Origin of the sequence: Pseudophaeobacter flagellatus, from assembly GCF_021228235.1 — a bacterium.
GTDB classification, from domain to species: Bacteria; Pseudomonadota; Alphaproteobacteria; order Rhodobacterales; family Rhodobacteraceae; genus Pseudophaeobacter; species Pseudophaeobacter flagellatus.
In genome coordinates, this window is the sequence record NZ_JAJQRG010000011.1 from 122565 (window position 1) to 139442 (window position 16878).

The 16878-nt window shown below is 57.7% G+C and carries 12 protein-coding genes and 2 pseudogenes; 6 read left to right on the top strand and 8 right to left on the bottom strand.

Annotation, left to right across the window (positions count from 1 at the left end):
- The first annotated feature begins 14 nt into the window (after positions 1-14).
- Positions 15-1811 carry an IlvD/Edd family dehydratase gene (locus tag LRK71_RS17985; protein ID WP_232405348.1) on the top strand — a complete coding sequence of 599 codons (1797 nt, stop codon included), beginning with the start codon at positions 15-17 and terminating at the stop codon, positions 1809-1811.
- A gap of 17 nt (positions 1812-1828) precedes the next feature.
- Here LRK71_RS17985 and LRK71_RS17990 read toward each other — a convergent pair whose 3' ends face one another.
- Entirely contained in the window at positions 1829-2263 is a 435-nt protein-coding gene (locus LRK71_RS17990; RefSeq protein ID WP_232405349.1) for a MarR family winged helix-turn-helix transcriptional regulator, read from the bottom strand.
- Positions 2264-2426: 163 nt separating this feature from the next.
- On the opposite strand from LRK71_RS17990, the gene LRK71_RS17995 reads away from it, so the two are divergent.
- From LRK71_RS17995 to arsJ, 3 genes are read left to right on the top strand one after another with little or no spacing between them, the layout of a single operon-like run.
- Entirely contained in the window at positions 2427-3341 is a 915-nt protein-coding gene (locus LRK71_RS17995) for an arsenate reductase/protein-tyrosine-phosphatase family protein (protein WP_232405350.1), read from the top strand.
- The gene (locus tag LRK71_RS18000) at positions 3338-4336 is read left to right on the top strand and encodes an ArsJ-associated glyceraldehyde-3-phosphate dehydrogenase (protein ID WP_232405351.1); all 999 of its coding nucleotides are present in this window, start codon (positions 3338-3340) and stop codon (positions 4334-4336) included. Before LRK71_RS17995 ends, LRK71_RS18000 begins: the two co-directional genes overlap by 4 nt.
- 14 nt (positions 4337-4350) lie before the next feature.
- The gene (gene arsJ / locus LRK71_RS18005; RefSeq protein ID WP_269751802.1) at positions 4351-5592 is read left to right on the top strand and encodes an organoarsenical effux MFS transporter ArsJ; all 1242 of its coding nucleotides are present in this window, start codon (positions 4351-4353) and stop codon (positions 5590-5592) included.
- 68 nt (positions 5593-5660) lie between these two features.
- Here arsJ and LRK71_RS18010 read toward each other — a convergent pair whose 3' ends face one another.
- Both LRK71_RS18010 and LRK71_RS18015 read right to left on the bottom strand, forming a co-directional pair.
- Positions 5661-8810 carry an efflux RND transporter permease subunit gene (locus tag LRK71_RS18010; RefSeq protein WP_232405353.1) on the bottom strand — a complete coding sequence of 1050 codons (3150 nt, stop codon included), beginning with the start codon at positions 8808-8810 and terminating at the stop codon, positions 5661-5663.
- A 5-nt stretch (positions 8811-8815) separates the two neighbouring features.
- The gene (locus LRK71_RS18015; protein WP_232405354.1) at positions 8816-9967 is read right to left on the bottom strand and encodes an efflux RND transporter periplasmic adaptor subunit; all 1152 of its coding nucleotides are present in this window, start codon (positions 9965-9967) and stop codon (positions 8816-8818) included.
- 863 nt (positions 9968-10830) lie between these two features.
- Here LRK71_RS18015 and LRK71_RS18020 point away from each other — a divergent pair.
- The gene (locus tag LRK71_RS18020) at positions 10831-11544 is read left to right on the top strand and encodes a hypothetical protein (protein ID WP_232405355.1); all 714 of its coding nucleotides are present in this window, start codon (positions 10831-10833) and stop codon (positions 11542-11544) included.
- A 200-nt stretch (positions 11545-11744) separates the two neighbouring features.
- On the opposite strand, the gene LRK71_RS18025 is transcribed toward LRK71_RS18020, so the two are convergent.
- The 5 genes and pseudogenes from LRK71_RS18025 to LRK71_RS18040 form a co-directional block, all read right to left on the bottom strand.
- Positions 11745-12143 carry a hypothetical protein gene (locus LRK71_RS18025; RefSeq protein WP_232405356.1) on the bottom strand — a complete coding sequence of 133 codons (399 nt, stop codon included), beginning with the start codon at positions 12141-12143 and terminating at the stop codon, positions 11745-11747.
- 44 nt (positions 12144-12187) lie between these two features.
- Positions 12188-13375: pseudogene (locus LRK71_RS18030) on the bottom strand (ISNCY family transposase); the annotation flags it as partial.
- A pseudogene (locus LRK71_RS20600) lies at positions 13321-13585 on the bottom strand (transposase); the annotation flags it as partial. The pseudogenes LRK71_RS20600 and LRK71_RS18030, both read right to left, overlap by 55 nt.
- Positions 13585-13803 carry a helix-turn-helix domain-containing protein gene (locus LRK71_RS18035; RefSeq protein ID WP_232405357.1) on the bottom strand — a complete coding sequence of 73 codons (219 nt, stop codon included), beginning with the start codon at positions 13801-13803 and terminating at the stop codon, positions 13585-13587. The pseudogene LRK71_RS20600 and the gene LRK71_RS18035, both read right to left, overlap by 1 nt.
- Positions 13804-13911: 108 nt before the next feature.
- The gene (locus tag LRK71_RS18040) at positions 13912-14973 is read right to left on the bottom strand and encodes an AraC family transcriptional regulator (RefSeq protein ID WP_232405358.1); all 1062 of its coding nucleotides are present in this window, start codon (positions 14971-14973) and stop codon (positions 13912-13914) included.
- A 131-nt stretch (positions 14974-15104) separates the two neighbouring features.
- Between LRK71_RS18040 and LRK71_RS18045 the strand changes: the two genes are divergently transcribed.
- Positions 15105-16874, top strand: coding sequence for an acyl-CoA dehydrogenase family protein (locus LRK71_RS18045; protein WP_232405359.1), 1770 nt, complete (start codon positions 15105-15107; stop codon positions 16872-16874).
- The last annotated feature ends 4 nt before the right edge of the window (positions 16875-16878 follow it).

A 16878-nucleotide genomic window follows, 5' to 3' on the forward strand; every position in this document is an offset into this window, starting at 1 on the left:
AGTGAAAGATCCCGATGACCAAATTCAATCCAAAAAACCTGCGATCGCGTCAGTGGTTTGACAATCCGGATGATCCGGAAATGACTGCGCTATATCTGGAGCGCTACATCAACTACGGGCTAACCTGGGAGGAACTGCGCGAGGATAAGCCCATCGTTGGCATCGCCCAGACCGGTAGTGATCTGAGCCCCTGTAACCGCCACCATCTGGAGCTGACCAAGCGGGTGCGGGACGGGATTATTGCCGCCGGGGGCACCCCGCTGGAAATCCCGGTGCACCCCATTCAGGAAACCGGCAAACGGCCAACGGCCAACCTGGATCGCAACCTCACATATCTGGGGTTGGTTGAGGCTCTGCATGGCTATCCCATTGATGCGGTGGTGTTGAACATTGGCTGCGACAAGACCACGCCTGCGCTGTTGATGGCGGCTGCCACGGTGGATATTCCGGCAATTGCGCTTTCTGTGGGGCCAATGCTTAACGGTTGGCTGGACGGCAAACGCACCGGGTCTGGCACCATCATCTGGAAGGCGCGCCAGATGCTGGCGGCGGGCGAAATCGACGAAGCGAAGTTTCTGGAAATGGCCGCCTCGTCGGTGCCTTCGGTGGGCTATTGCAACACCATGGGCACCGCCAGCACGATGAATTCCCTGGCCGAGGTTCTGGGGATGCAGCTACCAGGATCGGCGGCCATCCCGGCGCCGCTGCGGGAACGGGGACAGATGTCCTATCGCACTGGCCAGCGGATTGTTGAGATGGTGCATGAAGATCTGAAACCATCCGATATCATGACGCGCGGCGCCTTTGAAAATGCAATTGCCATGTGTTCGGCGCTGGGGGGGTCAACCAATGCACCAATCCATCTGAATGCCATTGCTCGCCATTTGGGGCTGGAATTGAACAACGCCGATTGGGAGGCCATCGGCCATGATGTTCCCCTGCTGACCAATCTGCAGCCCGCTGGCGACTATTTGGCCGAGGATTTCCACCGCGCAGGTGGCGTGCCTGCGGTGGCGGGTGAAATGCTACGGGCTGGTTTGATCCCCGCGCCGGATGTCAGGGGCTGTCTGGGGCGCAGTTTTGCGGAAAACTACGCAGATTACCGCAGTGGTGAACCAGATGTGATCCGCTCAATTGAAACGCAGCTGAAACCTGCCTCGGGCTTTTTGAGCCTGTCGGGCAATTTATTCGACAGCGCCATCATGAAAACCTCGGTGGTGTCCGAGGGGTTTCGCCGCGCCTATCTATCCAATCCCGATGACCCTGATGCCTTTGAAGGCAGCGCGCTGGTCTTTGACGGACCAGAGGATTTTCACGCCCGTATCGATGATCCGGCACTGCAGGCCGACCAGAATTCTATTCTGGTGATGCGCGGCACCGGGCCGCTTGGCTATCCCGGCGGCGCCGAAGTGGTCAATATGCGGCCTCCCGCCTATTTGCTGAAACAGGGGATCAAAGAGCTCCCCTGCATTGGCGATGGCCGCCAATCGGGGACGTCGGGCTCTCCCTCTATCCTGAACGCCGCGCCAGAAGCCGCGGCGGGTGGTGGGCTGGCCATTCTGCAGTCAGGGGACAAGATTCGCGTTGATTTGGGTAAACGCCGGGTCATGGTGGATCTTTCCGAAGAGGAGATAACGAAAAGATACCAAGCGCTTGCCGATGCTGGTGGCTATCCTGTACCGCCGTCGCAGACACCCTGGCAGCAGATCTTTCGGGACTACGTGACCCAGTTTGATGAAGGGATGATCCTGCGCGGCGCCGCTGATTTCCGCGCCATCGCCCGCAAACATCTGCCGCGCAACAATCACTAGGGCGCTTTGGGTCTGACCTAGCTTTGGTCTTGGTCCTGCCCCAGGGCTTTGCTCGCAAGCTGCATGAAGGTGGCGCGCTCTGCGGTGCTGAGCGCGCCGAGCATGTCGTCTTTTTGGGCGTTGACCAGGGGCAGAACCTGATCATAAAGCGCCTGTCCCTGACCTGTCAGCCGTACATCCCGCGCCCGGCGATCGCGGGTGCTGACGCTGCGCGCGACATAGCCCTTGTGTTCAAGCCGATCGATCACGCCGCCAATGGTGGCGCGGTCATAGGCGATTTTTGCTGCGACCCCAGCCTGATCGATGCCAGGGTTTGAGGCAATGGTATCCAGGGCGGCAAATTGCACCGGGGTGAGGTCAAACCCAGCCGCCTGCATGTGGTTTACAAATATATGGGTCGAAGATTGATTCAGCCGACGGATCAAATGCCCCGCCATTTTCTGCACATTCATCGCCTTCCTCCTGCTGCGGCCTGCCGGGGCCTGTGTACTGCAACTTTCCCCCTGGTGGTAGTTTCCGATCGATTGTTTTTCGCATGAAACTGCGGGGGTAGACTGGGGCAGTTTTATCAGTTTCCCGGTTGCGTTTGAAATATATTTCGATAAAACGTGAAATATGGAAGAATCAATATCCCTCCGCCTGTCGATCCTGGGACACCCGCAGCGCCTTGCGGTGTTTCGCCTGTTGATGCGCCGCTATCCAGATCGCGTCGCTGCGGGCGAAATTGCTGCCGCGCTTGAGATCAAGCCCAGCACTCTGTCTTCATATCTTTCGGCACTGACCCTGGCTGATCTGGTCACCAAAACACGTGAAGGCACATGGCAACGCTACCAGATCAATATGACCGCCACGCGACAGACGCTTGATGCGCTCTATCTTGATTGCTGTCGCGGGCGCCCGGATCTTTGCGGCCCGACTGCGGGTCCTGACCTTAAAATTGACGTGAAAAGCGATGTGGAACCTGACATGGAACCTGACCTGAATTCTGCCCCGAAGTCTTTCGTGGCTGCTGATACATCCCAGCACCGGCCATATAATGTTCTGTTCCTGTGTACTGGCAATTCGGCGCGCTCAATTTTCGCCGAGGCCATTTTGACCAACCTCGCCCCCGGCCGGTTCCGGACCTTTTCTGCCGGGGTCACACCGCATACAGCGGTGAACCCGGTCGCGGCTGAAATGCTGAAAAGCAAAGGTCTGTGGCGCGAAGATCTGCACCCCAAATTGATACAAGAGATTATAGACAGCGGCGCGCCAAAGTTCGATTTTGTTTTCACCGTCTGTGATCAGGCGGCAAACGAGGAATGCCCCGCCTGGGAGGGCCAGCCGATCAGCGCCCATTGGGGGATGCCGGATCCGGTCAAGGCCACTGGAAGTGACGCGCAAAAGAGCCTCGCTTTTCAACAGGCCTATGGGGTGCTGCATCGCAGATTGCGGGCCTTTGCGGCCCTGCCTTTGCAACAACTTGATCTGATTTCTTTGCAGCACGCTGTTGATGGCATTGCTCAAGACAATGATGAGGATAAACCATGACTACCTACGCATTAAATGGCCTTGGCCGCATGGGCAAACTGGCACTGAAACCCCTGTTGGAAAGCGGGGCTGACATTGCCTGGATCAACGATGCAGTTGGCAACCCGGAAATGCACGCCCATCTCCTGGAGTTTGATTCCGTGCATGGACGCTGGGATGCAGAGTTTTCCCACGACGACACCGCAATCACCATCGACGGGACCCGGATCCCGGCGCATTGTGAAACCCGATTGGCAGACCTGCCCCTGACGGGTGTCGATGTAGTGATCGACTGCACCGGCGTTTTCAAGTCAGAGGCGAAGCTTGCCCCCTATTTTGCGGCGGGTGTGAAAAAGGTCGTGGTCTCTGCCCCGGTTAAGGACGGTGATGCGGCGAATATCGTCATGGGCGTCAATGAAGACATCTATGACCCCTTGCGCCACCGGATCGTCACCGCCGCCAGCTGTACCACCAACTGTCTTGCTCCGGTGGTGAAGGTGATCCATGACGCACTTGGCATCAAGCATGGATCTATCACCACGATCCATGATGTGACCAATACGCAGACCATCGTCGACCGTCCTGCCAAAGACCTGCGCCGCGCGCGCTCTGCCCTGACCAATCTGATCCCCACCACGACGGGCAGTGCCACGGCGATTACGCTGATCTATCCGGAACTGAAGGGCAAGTTAAACGGCCATGCGGTGCGAGTGCCCCTGTTGAATGCATCCATCACCGACTGCGTGTTTGAGGTGAAGCGGGAAACCACCGCAGAAGAGGTCAATGCCCTGTTCAAAGCAGCCGCTGCCGGGCCATTGCAGGGCATCCTGGGCTACGAAGAAAGGCCGCTGGTTTCGGCGGATTACACCAATGATCAGCGGTCAAGCATTGTTGATGCGCCCTCGACCATGGTGGTGAATGGCACCCAGGTGAAGATCTACGCCTGGTATGACAATGAAATGGGCTATGCCTACCGGCTGGTGGATGTGGCCCGAATGGTTGGGGATCAGCTGTGACTGAACGTGGCGGGATGGCGGCCTATGTTGCGGTAACCGCCTCTTACTGGGCCTTCATGCTGACCGATGGCGCACTGCGCATGCTGGTGCTTCTGCATTTTCACACGCTGGGTTTTTCGCCTGTGCAGCTGGCCTATCTGTTTGTTCTGTATGAAATTGCAGGCGTGGTGACCAATCTATCCGCGGGCTGGATTGCGGCCCGCTTTGGTCTGGCCTCGACGCTCTATGGCGGGCTTGCCCTGCAGGTGGTGGCACTGTTGTTGCTGACGCAGCTGGATCCCAGCTGGCAGATCAGTGCCTCGGTCAGCTTTGTGATGCTGGTGCAGGGCTTGTCGGGGGTGGCCAAGGATCTGGCGAAAATGTCATCAAAATCGGCGGTCAAATTGCTCGCCCCGACACAGGGCGACGGCTTGTTTCGCTGGGTTGCTGCGCTGACCGGATCCAAGAACGCGGTTAAGGGCCTGGGCTTTCTGCTGGGCGCGGGCTTGCTGGCGACGGCGGGTTTCACCGTTTCGGTGCTGGCGATGGCGCTGATCCTAGCGGTTATTCTGGGCGCGGTTCTGGTGGCGATGCCAAAGGGATTGCCAGTTGGGCGCAGGGGGGCAAAATTCTCTGAGGTGTTTTCAAAATCCCGTAACATCAATTGGCTGTCGGCTGCGCGGGTGTTCCTGTTTGGCGCCAGAGACATATGGTTTGTGGTGGGCATCCCAGTCTATTTTTATGCGGTGTTTTCCGATGGCAGCGAAGCCGGAAACCGCGCAGCGTTTTTCCTGATTGGCAGTTTCATGGCACTTTGGACCATCCTTTATGGCGGGGTTCAGGCAAGTTCTCCACGGCTGTTGCGGGCGGCACAGCGCAGCGAGGCCGAGCTGGCGGCTGCGGCGCGCAACTGGGCGGCTGCTTTGGCGTTGATCCCGGCGGTTTTGACCGGGGCTGTTGCCCTGTCAGGCGGAACGGCACCCTGGCTGACCGGGGTGCTGATCCTGGGTCTGTTGGCGTTTGGGGCGGTGTTTGCGGTGAACTCGGCGTTGCATTCCTATCTGATCCTCGCCTTCAGCAAAGCCGAGCGGGTCAGCATGGATGTGGGGTTCTACTACACCGCAAATGCGGCCGGACGGCTGATTGGTACGGTCCTGTCGGGAGCGATGTATCAGATGGGGGGGCTGGTGGCCTGTCTCGGGGCAGCTGCGGTTATGGTTGTCTGCAGCACGCTGGCGGTGGCGCAACTCCGCGAGGAAGCTCCGGTTTCGGCATAGGGCGGCGGGCCTAGGCATCGGCATGGCACAGCGAAGGGCGCCACGGGACCCTTCGCTGTGCCATCACATCAGGCTTCTGGCTGTGCCGGGGCATTGCCCGCAGCTGGCCCGGTTCCGGTTCCCTTGATCCATTCCCGAAGGCTTTGCAGCAGTACATAGAGAACGGGCACGATGATCACGCCCAGAACCGTTGCCGCCAGCATGCCGCCAAAGACCGCGATGCCGATGGCCTTCTGGCTGGCCGCGCCCGCGCCGCTGGCGGCCAGCAGCGGCACCACGCCCAGAAGAAAGGACAACGCCGTCATCATCACCGCCCGGAAGCGCTGGCTGGCGGCCTCTAGCGCGGCTTCGCGGATGGTAAGACCACTGGCGCGCCGCTCCATCGCGAATTCGACAATCAGAATAGCGTTCTTTGAGGCGAGGCCGATCAGCATGATCATCCCGATCTGGGTGTATAGATTGACGTCGCCACCAGTCATCGACACCGCCGCCAAGGCACCAAACAGGGCCACCGTTACCGAGAGCAGGATGCCAATCGGCATGGTCCAGCTTTCATATTGCGCCACCAGGAAGAGATAGCCAAACATCACCGCCATGATCAGAATGATGAAGACCATTCCGCCGGCTGATTGCTGCTGCTGCGCCGTTCCGGTCCATTCAAAGGTATAGCCGGGCGGCAGCGCCTTGGCCGCTTCGGCCTCCAGCACGCGAATGGCATCACCGGTGGAAAGCCCCGGCGCAGGCACCGCTGTTACCGTGGCGGAGCGGAACATATTGTAACGGTTCAGCGCCACCGGCCCCAATTCCTTGCGCACCGTGATCAGCGCGCCCATCGGCACCATTTCCCCGGTTTGCGAACGCACATAGAGCGCATTCAGATCTTCCACCGTGTCGCGGAATTCACCATCGGCCTGCAGCATTACCCGGTAAACTCGGCCAAAAAGGTTGAAATCATTGACGTAAAATGACCCCATATAGGTTTGCAGAGTCAAAAAGACATCCGACACCGCCACATTCAAGGTCTTGGCTTTTTCCCGGTCCAGATCGACGAAGATTTTTGGCACATTGGCCCGGAAGGTTGAATAGGACTGGGCAATATCCGGGCTTTGGTTGGCGGCATAAACCAGCGATCCTACTGCCGCCGACAGATCCTGCGCCGATCCACCCCCGGTCTGCTGTACCTTCATCTCGACTCCAGCGCTGAGCCCAAGACCTGCAATGGGCGGCGGGTTGAAGGCGATGACGCTGGCACCGATTTCCTGATTGGCCACCTCCAGAATGTGCTGCAAAATGGCCTCTGCGCTCAGCCCTTCTTCGGTGCGATCGTTCCAGGGGTCGAGGTTGGGAATAATCATCGCCCCGTTGGAACCGACGCCGTTCATTATGCTGAAGCCATTGACCACCACACTGGAGGCCACGCCGGGGATCTCCATGATCTTGGCGTTGATCCGGTCGGTGACGGTTTCGGTACGTTCAATGGAGGCCGCATCAGGCAGCTGCACATCGACAAACAGATAACCATTGTCTTCGGATGGGATAAATCCCGCAGGCAATGCTTTCAGCAGCCCGCCAGAGCCAAAGATGATCACCGCCAGAATCGCAAGCGCGATCAGCGGCAGCCGTACCATGCGGCGCACGATACCGACATATTGTTCGCGCACGCCGTTGATACCGCTTTCGAATTTCGCCAAAAGCCCGGTGGGCGGCCCCGAACGCGGTTTGAGGATCATCGCGCAAAGCGCCGGCGAAAGCGTCAGCGCATTGATCGAGGAAATCACCACCGCGATAGAGATGGTCACCGCAAATTGCGAATAAAGCCGCCCGGTGATGCCGGGCATGAATGTGACCGGGATAAATACCGCCAAAAGCACCAAAGTAGTGGCAATGACCGGCCCGGTAATCTGCCCCATGGCCTTGCGGGTGGCCTCTGTCGGGCTCAGCCCTTCTTCGGCGATGATCCGTTCGACGTTTTCCACCACCACAATCGCGTCATCCACCACGATGCCAATCGCCAACACCAGCGCAAAGAGCGAAATCGTGTTCAGCGACATGCCAAAGGCCAGGAGAAAGGCAAAGGTGCCGATCAAAGAGACCGGGATCGCAATCGCCGGGATAATGGTCGCGCGCCAACTGCCCAGAAAGACAAACACAACCGCAACCACCAGCGTAAAGGTCTGCATTAGGGTGGTGATAACATCGCTGAGCGACTGATCAACAAAGCGGGTGGAATCAAAGGGCAGATCATAGCGCACATCATCGGGAAAGCTGCGCGACAGGCGTTCCAATTCAGCGCGGACACCATCGGCCACCGCCAGCGCATTGGCGCCGGGCGCCTGATAGACCGCTAGGATGGTGGCCGGTTTACCGGAATACCGACCGGAGGCGTTGTAGTAATTGGCCCCCAGCTCTACCCGAGCCACATCGCGCAGGCGCACTATGCTGCCTGCCTCGCCCGAGCGCAGGACGATGTCTTCGAATTCCTTGACCGTGCTCAGCCGCCCCTTGGATTTGATGGTGTATTGAAACTGCTGGCCGCTTGGCACCGGCGGGGTACCGATCTGGCCGGCAGAGACTTCGAGGTTCTGTTCCTTGATCGACTGGATGAGATCAGCCGGGGTCAACCCCAGCCCCGCCATGCGGTTGGGATCAAGCCACATTCGCATGGAGTATTCAAAATTGGTCAGGATATCGGCCTTGCCCACGCCGGGAACCCGCGCCAGCGTATCTTTCAGATTGATGGCGGCATAATTGGACAAAAACACCTCGTCATAGGTGCCATTGGGGGAAGACAGCGCCGCAATCAGCAACATATTGGTAGAAGATTTCCGCGTCACCACGCCAGAGTTGGTCACCTCGGTTGGCAGGGAAGAGGTCGCCTGCGCCACCCGATTCTGCACATTGACCGATGCGATATCAGGGTCGGTGCCGATCTCGAAGGTAACCGAAAGCGAATAGTTGCCATTGTCGGTGCTGTCAGACGACATATACATCATGCCATCAACACCGTTTACCTGGGCCTCGATCGGGGCAGCGACGGTGTTTTCCACGGTTTCAGAGCTGGCACCGGTGTAACTGGCACTGACATTCACCACTGGCGGCGTGATGTCGGGAAACTGTTCAACCGGCAGGGTTAGATAACCAATGATCCCCATGATCGTCAAAACCAGAGAAATCACAAAGGATGTCTTGGGGCGTGCGATGAAAATTGAAGAAAACACGCTTGCTACTCCCCTGCGATGCCGGACAGAACGGCATCAACCGTTACGCCGGGGCGTACCCGTTGCAGACCTTCAACAATCATGGTTTCGCCTTCGCGCAGACCATCCTCGACGACCACGGTGGTTTCGACCTGACGTCCCAGCGTGACATAGCGCTGTTCCACGGTCTGTTGACTGCCGACCACCAAAACAAAATCGCCGCGCTGATCGCGCTGCACCGCAGCCAGAGGGATCATCAGCACCTCATGAGCCTCGGTGGCCTCAATGCGCAAATTCAGGAAAGAGCCATCGACGATCAGGCCGCGGCTATTGGCAAATTTCGCCCGCAGAGTGATTGTGCCAGTGCGAGGGTCGATCCGGTTGTCGGCAAAGACAACCCGACCGATCTCTTCCAGTTCGGTGCCATTTGGCAGGGTTACAAAAACATCCGGTGCCTTGGGGTTGTTTGCAACCTCACCGACTGTTGTGTCAAAGGATTCTATCACGGTCATCAACTGCTTTTCGGTCAGCGAGAATTCGACATAGATGGGCGCGGTGCGCAGCAGGTTGATCAGCGGCGAGCTGTTGGGGCCAACCAGTTCACCGGGGCTGACCGAGGTGCGCCCGACCCGCCCGTCAAAGGGCGCGCGCACGGTTGTGTAGCTCAGATCCAACTTGGCCAGCTGGATGGCGGCTTCGGCCAGGTTAACCTGGGCCTGGGCGACCTCACGGTTGGCGCGGGCGATATCGCGGTCTTCCTCGGTGCCGGATCCTCGGCGAAACAGCTCTGCCTTGCGGCTTAGTTCGATTTCGGCAAGGGACAGATTTGCCTGCGCCTGCGCCTTGTCGGCCTGTCTTGCGGCGAGCGTTGCCTCATAGGTATCGGCTTCGATCTTGAACAGTACATCCCCGGCCACAACCTCTTGGCCATCCTCGACCAGGATCTCTTCGACAAATCCGCTGACGCGGGCGACGATATCCACCTTGTTGATGGCTTCACCGCGGCCGATAAAGGCGACCTGGTCGATCAATTCGTCGCTATAGGCGGCGGCAATTGAAACTTTTGGAGCGGCGGCAGTCTCTTGTGCCAGGGCGGGGCCGCTGGTGGGCAGCCCGGTGGCCATAAAGAAGGCTGCTAGAAGGATCGTCAGGCGCATTGAGGGACCTGTAGATGTCATGTGCAATACCTTGTCATATGTCGCACAAAGACCACGCTGCCTCTGGCGTTGAAAAACGTTCAAAAATATTCGCGCCAGTATTGGCGGGTGCGTTTCGACCTTGGGCTGTTTTGGCCTGTTAGGCAGACCTGTCACGGTGCCGCAGTTCTGATGTTTATGAGCGAAGTCAAGCACGTCACGCCCCTATGCGCAACGTTGAAATGACGTGGGGCTCGCACGAACAATAGCGCCTACCACGCTGGCAGGACCTAGGCGCGGCCGTCCCAGTTTGCCGAGTATCAAGCGCTTAGCCGGGGAAAGGGGGCCTGTCTGAGTTTGTCGCTGACAAGATATGCACCCCTGTCCGGTCGGAGCCTGTTCATCCGCTTGCGGCACCGTACCAGAGCCAGCAACGGCCGTTCCTCCAGGTTTTTTTTTACCTGCGTTGCCTTGCTGCAACCGTCCTGTTCTGGCGTTAAATAATTGAGCTTGGCGTTAAGGGGCCCGGTGGCGGGTGTGGAATGGCGCTACATCATGAGAAAGCTCAGAAAATTGTCTCCATTTTTGCAGTAGGACATTCGAACCCTGCGTGAAGAGACGAACTGCGGAATGAGTAAAGGGGCGCGGATGATCTATCCTATTCTGGGTTGTTGGTGCAACACATTGGTATATTTCATGATTTGGTTGATCAAATGACCCGTTGAGCAAAATTCAGAAGGCCTGTTGTAGCAAATTGGCACCCCTGTCTGGCCTGTTTTGGCAGCAATTTTCGGGCGAAATTTCGCGCAGATGGGCCGGGGGAGAAGCCGCTGGAAACTTGTAAATAACCTTGAGTTATGGCCTATTGGTGGAAGGTTTTTATTGGTGTAGCTCGGGGGGCGGATATGCTTAACTCGCTTGATGCGTTTGCCGCAGCTCAAGAAATTGACACTAGGAAGTTTATTGTAAACGTTCTGGTGACTGATGATCGGCCTCCCGAGGTTCGGTCATGTGAGGTCGTGCAGCAGCATTTTCGCAATCGGACCTCCTTTACATCAGAGTTGGGATTTCGTGACGTTTTCGTTCGCGATGTTGCGGCCGGACTAGAGGCCTGCCTGACAAAACTGTCCCTGAAAGAGGCCGAAGTGGTTTCTTTTCCGACACTTGTGATTGAATCACCGGGGCTGATTTTGGCTGGGGCTCATGTGATGTCCAACTTTGGCAAGGACGGCTCTCTGAATATTATTGTCAGATTCCAAATCTTCCTTGGCGGTATCAATCATGCCTTCAAGGCCAATATTGGGTTTGATGACTATATCTGCAATCAGAATGTCAAAACCTCTACCCGCGTACTGTCTGACATCGCCATGCCGCTTTTGGATCTGTCCGCAGCGGCAGAGGTGGGCCTGTCTGGTGATAGCGCAAGAATGGCTGAGTTTGGCAAAGAGTTGGCCAAGAAATCGCGAGAGCTTAGTTTCTATGTTGAACTCGTGAAGCGTTATGTCGATGGCATTTGGCGGTTGGAACAAATGCAAAGCGAACCCTCTGCCACAACTGCGAAAGAGAAGTATCCGCACCAGTTGGTAGACGATAAAAAGGTGAACTGTCCCAGCCATTAAGCGTTTAGGTGCAGGCCCAAACCGTCCTAAGGTCGGTGGCTTTCCCGCTGGGAATATTTTCGTCCTTGTGTAAACGCTATTCAGAAATGTCACCCGGTTTGCAAAGCAGAAGTGTTACCTTGGGGCGCAACGGGAGCAAAGCCTGACAGGGCGGAGACCTCAGATATCGCAGTCCTGGCTGGCTTTGCGAGGAGTGCGGTTCAGGTCTCGATTTTGGTGATGGTGTTCTGTCGGTATTCGACCTTCTTGGGTCTCCAGAACGGTACGAAGATCAACCCAGTCGTAGTGTCATCGACCCATGTACCATCTTGCAAGGCTTGCGCCGTCCAACTGCATTCCATGTTGCCGCGTTTGACAACTTTCAGACGGCATTCTTCTGAAAGGCCAAATGCAAAACAGTTCAGGGCGTCTTCTTCGGCGTCAAAGTGTTCATGCCATCCGTCGAAACCGATCTGACAATCGTCACCGTTAGCATGGATTGAGACATCAAAGCTCTCAGGGTTGCCACAAGAGACAACGATATGATCGTCGCCGACATCGACCTTATGCCCTGTGTAGTTTGCCAGCTTCGCTAAGATTGCTTCGTGCCAATTTGCCAATGGTTTGCCTGATCTGTTGAACGTTAATGCCGCTCATAGTGCGGTTATTCTGCGGCCTGTACAGTCTTGTTTTTGGCCCGTGATCCTGACGGTCGCCCTTGCCGCCGTCCGTTCGGTTTGTAGCCCATCTTCTCGGAATTGGTTCGTACCCTCGGCTTCGGAGGTGCTGCATCCTGCAGCTCTTTGATGTGTTCTAGAACAGCGCCCAATCGCTTGTTGTCCGTAATGGCGGCGTGGGTCACGCGTTGATCCATATCGAAGATTTTGTAGGGCAGGGAACAGCCTTTTGAGCGCACCTCGAACCGGCCGTCGATAAATGCGTAGGTGTCCACGTATTTGCCAACCAGCCCGCGCGTGATCTCGTTCTCTTCGAGCATGATGCGCTTGCGGTCATAGGAGAATGTCAGTTGCTTGCCAACGTATCGGTTCTCACGCCAGCACAGGACATCGGTCAGCCGATCTGGCTCGACATTGAGTGCGCGGTGCAGGTTGTCCGACTTGGCCGGTACCTTGGCGAACTTGGCGTTGTGACGCTCTTTGAAGCCTTGCAAATAAGCGTTTCCAGCCTCCATGTCTGAGATACCTGCGAGCCGCAGCTCCTTGACCAGACGGTCTTGCAGCGTGCGGTTGGCACGTTCGACACGACCTTTGGCCTGGCTCGAATTGGCGCACAGAATCTCGATGTTCAGTTCGCTCAGCGCGCGCCCAAACTGGGTGATCCGCGCGCCACCTTTGGCATCATCCTTGGCCACGCGGAAGACCGTGTGTTTATCGGAGTAGAACGCAACCGGGCGACTATGCCTGTGGAGATAACTTTCCAGTGCTTCGAAATAACTGAACGTACTCTCGGACTTCACAAACCGCAGTTCCATCAGCGTGCTGGTCGCATCATCGATGAACACTAGCAGCGTGCAGGGTGGGGCGCGATCCTCGAACCAGCGGTGATCTGACCCGTCAATCTGGATCAACTCGCCGAAGCATTCTCTGCGCAAATGCGGTTGATGAATAGCGCGGCGCTGCTTGCGCGAAAGCCAGATACCACCTTCAACCATCCATTTGCGCACCGTCTCGCGCGAGACTTTGAACCCGTGATGCTCCGCCAGCATCTCCGCTGCCAATGTAGGGCCAAAATCCGGGTACTGCTCTGATGGCTCAAGGGCCGTTGCGACGGTTTCCGCTATCTCAGTTTCATCAGTTCTTCCCTGAAGGCTTCTGTTGGTGTGCGCCATCCCAGACACTTGCGTGGCGACAGGCGCGTCCCTTGGCAGATACCGGCGAGCGCGCTTGTTCAGGTTCTCGACAGAACCCTTTTGCCACGGTGCTTGCGGATCACAGAACCACGCCTCCGTTCCGATCCCAGGTTTGAGCCTGCGCCAGTTCCTAAACTCAATCCCGCGATCAAAGGTGATCGATTTACGGGCTGGCTGGGGCTGGGGTTCCATCACGCCCATCTCTGTGTCGCTGTCCGCTGCGCAACCACGCCGTAGTATCCATTCAATTCCGGCAGCTCAGTATCAGTGTAGCCGTTGCGTTTGATGTCTCGGTAGATCGTCGAGACATGCCTGCCGATCTCCGCCGCGATCTCTCGCACAGGGATCGCGGCATTCAACATATCCTCAATCGCACGCCGTTCACGCAGGTTTAGCTCTCTATGCGCCATCTTTCATTCTCCTTGCTTTCCAGCAAGATAGGGGAAATTTCGCAACCCAGAATAAAATGTGCCCCGCTACACACCCAGTTTTCGGATAATCTGTCTTATGTGAAATAACTAGACGGTATTCGGTGTCGATACCGTTGCCAGCCCAAGGCGGCGATACTCGCCTGGGGTTGTATTGGTCCAGCGTCGAAATGCCCGGTGGAAGTTGGCAGCCGAGGCAAAGCCGATATCCTGGGCGATTTCTTCGATGCTCTTCAATCCGCGAGTCAGATCGCGCAGCGCAATATCCCGGCGCAGCCCGTCCTTTATGGCTTGAAAAGAGCTGCCCTCATCCTGTAGCCGCCGGATCAGGGTGCGCGGCGTCAGATGCAGTGCTAGGGCGGCCTGCTTGAGCTGCAGTTCCAGCTGCGGCGATTGCAGCAGCAACTCACGCAGTCGCAGCGCAAAGGCATGGGTGCGATAGCTGGTAAAGATCCAGTCACGCGGTGCCCGGAGCAAGAAGGCCTGCATATCGGCCTCGCTGCGGGTGACGGGCAGATCCCCCAGCTGTTCGCCAAACACAATCTGCGACTGAGCTTGGGCAAAGACGATCGGCGCGGGAAACAGTACGGGATAGTCTTGGGCAAACGTCGGGCGCGCAAAAGCAAAACCCACCCGCGCCAGCGGCAACTCGCGGCCGGCCAGCCAAGAGGCCACCCCATGTGCCAGCTTGAGCAACAGCATATGGCCAAAGCGCTGCGGCGGCATTGGCACCGCCTGATCGCGTGGCAGCAGGTTGATGCACAGCCCGGTGCCTTCGGTCTGCAGCTGCAATTGATAGTCATCCAGTAACAGGTTCCAGAAAGAGCAAAAGCGAAACAGCGCCGCCGATAGAGAGGAGGCCCCGCGCATAGAGGAACACAGATGTTTCAGGGTGCCACTGCGAATGGGGCGGCTCCACAATCCCATCATTTCATCGCCGGTTTCCACTGCCACCAGCTGATACAGGCGCACAATCTGGTCATGGGTGACGCGGGCACCGGGTCTGGCCAAATCCATGCTGGCCAGCCCGCTTTGTTGCAGGAACCCCTGCAGTTGTTGTGGCGGGCATTGCTGGCGCAGCACCTGCAGCCAATCTTCTAGAAAGGCGCGTGATACGGTGGGCAGGATTGCCGGGTTTGGATCAACAGGCATGCGTTCGGGTTTGCCCCGCTTTGTCACTTTATGCAAGGTTTACGTCGGTTGCAGAGATTGCCCCGGCCATTTTCGATCCTTATCTGGCAGTAAGAGCAAGGCGAACCAGACTTTTAGAGGAGTGCCCACCCATGAGTTTTGATGCACCAGTCAAAGATATGTTGTTCAATATCGCGCATCTCTCCCGTTGGGCAGAGGTCTCGGGTCTCGCCCCCTACGCCAGCGTCGAGCTGGACGATGCCGCCGCTGTTCTGGAAGAATTTGGCCGCTTTTGCGCCGAAGAAATCGCGCCGTTGAATGCGCCAGGGGATCAGGCGGGATCGCATCTGCGCGACGGTCGGGTGCAGCTGCCTGATGGCTTTGCCGGGGCTTATCAGAAATTTGTTGAAATGGGCTGGCAAAGCCTGCCGCATCCCGGTGATTTTGGCGGGCAGGATCTGCCGCGCGCCGTTGGTGCGGCTGCCACCGAGGTGCTTAATGCAGCCAATCTTAGCTTTGCCCTGTGTCCGCTGCTGACGGATGGTGCCATCGAAGCCCTGCTGACGGCGGGTGATAGTGCCACCAAGGCGACCTATCTGGAAAACCTGGTCAGCGGCAAATGGACTGGCACCATGAACCTGACAGAACCTCAGGCCGGCAGTGATCTGGCACTGGTGCGCAGCCGCGCCGAGGTCCAGGAAGATGGCAGCTACCGCATTAGCGGCACCAAGATATTTATCACCTATGGCGAACATGAGATGGCCGAAAATATCGTCCATCTGGTACTGGCCCGCACGCCGGAGGCCCCCGCTGGTGTCAAGGGTATCAGCCTGTTTCTTGTGCCCAAGTTTCTGGTCATTGCAGATGGCAGCCTGGGCGCGCGCAACAGCGTCACCTGCCAAAGCGTCGAACATAAGCTGGGGATCAAGGCAAGCCCCACTGCGGTGCTGGAATTTGAAGGTGCCACTGGCTTTTTGATCGGCGAAGAAAATGCCGGCCTTACCTATATGTTTGAAATGATGAATTCGGCGCGGTACGCGGTTGGCCTGCAGGGCATCGCCGTTGGCGAGCGCGCCTATCAGCAGGCGCTGGCCTATGCACGCGAGCGGGTGCAAAGCGCCCCGGTGGATGGTTCTACCCGCGAGGCCGTGACCATCATTCACCACCCCGATGTACGGCGTATGTTGATGCGGATGCGCGCCCTGACAGAAGGCGCACGTGCCATGGCGACCTATGCGGCCGGGTGTCAGGATCTGGCCCGCCACGCCGCCAGCCCAGAGGCCCGCGCCGAGGCCAAGACCCTGTCCGAATTCCTGACGCCGCTGGTCAAAGGCTTCAGCACCGAAAATGGCGTTGAGGTTGCATCCCTTGGGGTACAGGTACATGGCGGCATGGGCTTTATCGAAGAAACCGGCGCGGCGCAGCATTACCGCGATGCCCGGATCTTGCCCATCTATGAAGGCACCACCGCCATTCAGGCCAATGATCTGGTGGGGCGCAAGACCCTGCGTGATGGCGGTGCCACTGCCCGGCATGTCTCTGCTTTGATTGGTGAAACCGAAGCAGCGCTGCAGCAGGGCAGCCCGCAGGCGCAGGCCATGGCTGCCCGGCTGAGTGCCGCGCGCGAAGCCTTTGATGCGGTGGTGACGCATCTGACAGGCCTTGGAAAAGACCAGATGCCTGCAGCCTTTGGCGCCGGTGTTCCCTATCTGATGTTGGCGGGCAATCTGGTCTCGGGCTGGCAGATGGCGCGCGCGCTCTTGGCCGCCGAAGCCGGGCTGAGCCGTGGCGAGGATCCCGCCTTTATGGCGGCGAAAATCGCCACTGCCCGGTTCTATGGCGATCATCTGCTCTGCGAAACCGAGGTGCAGCGCGCCCGCTGTCTTGAGGGCGCCGAGAGTCTGGCTGCGGCGCTTTTGTAGCCCC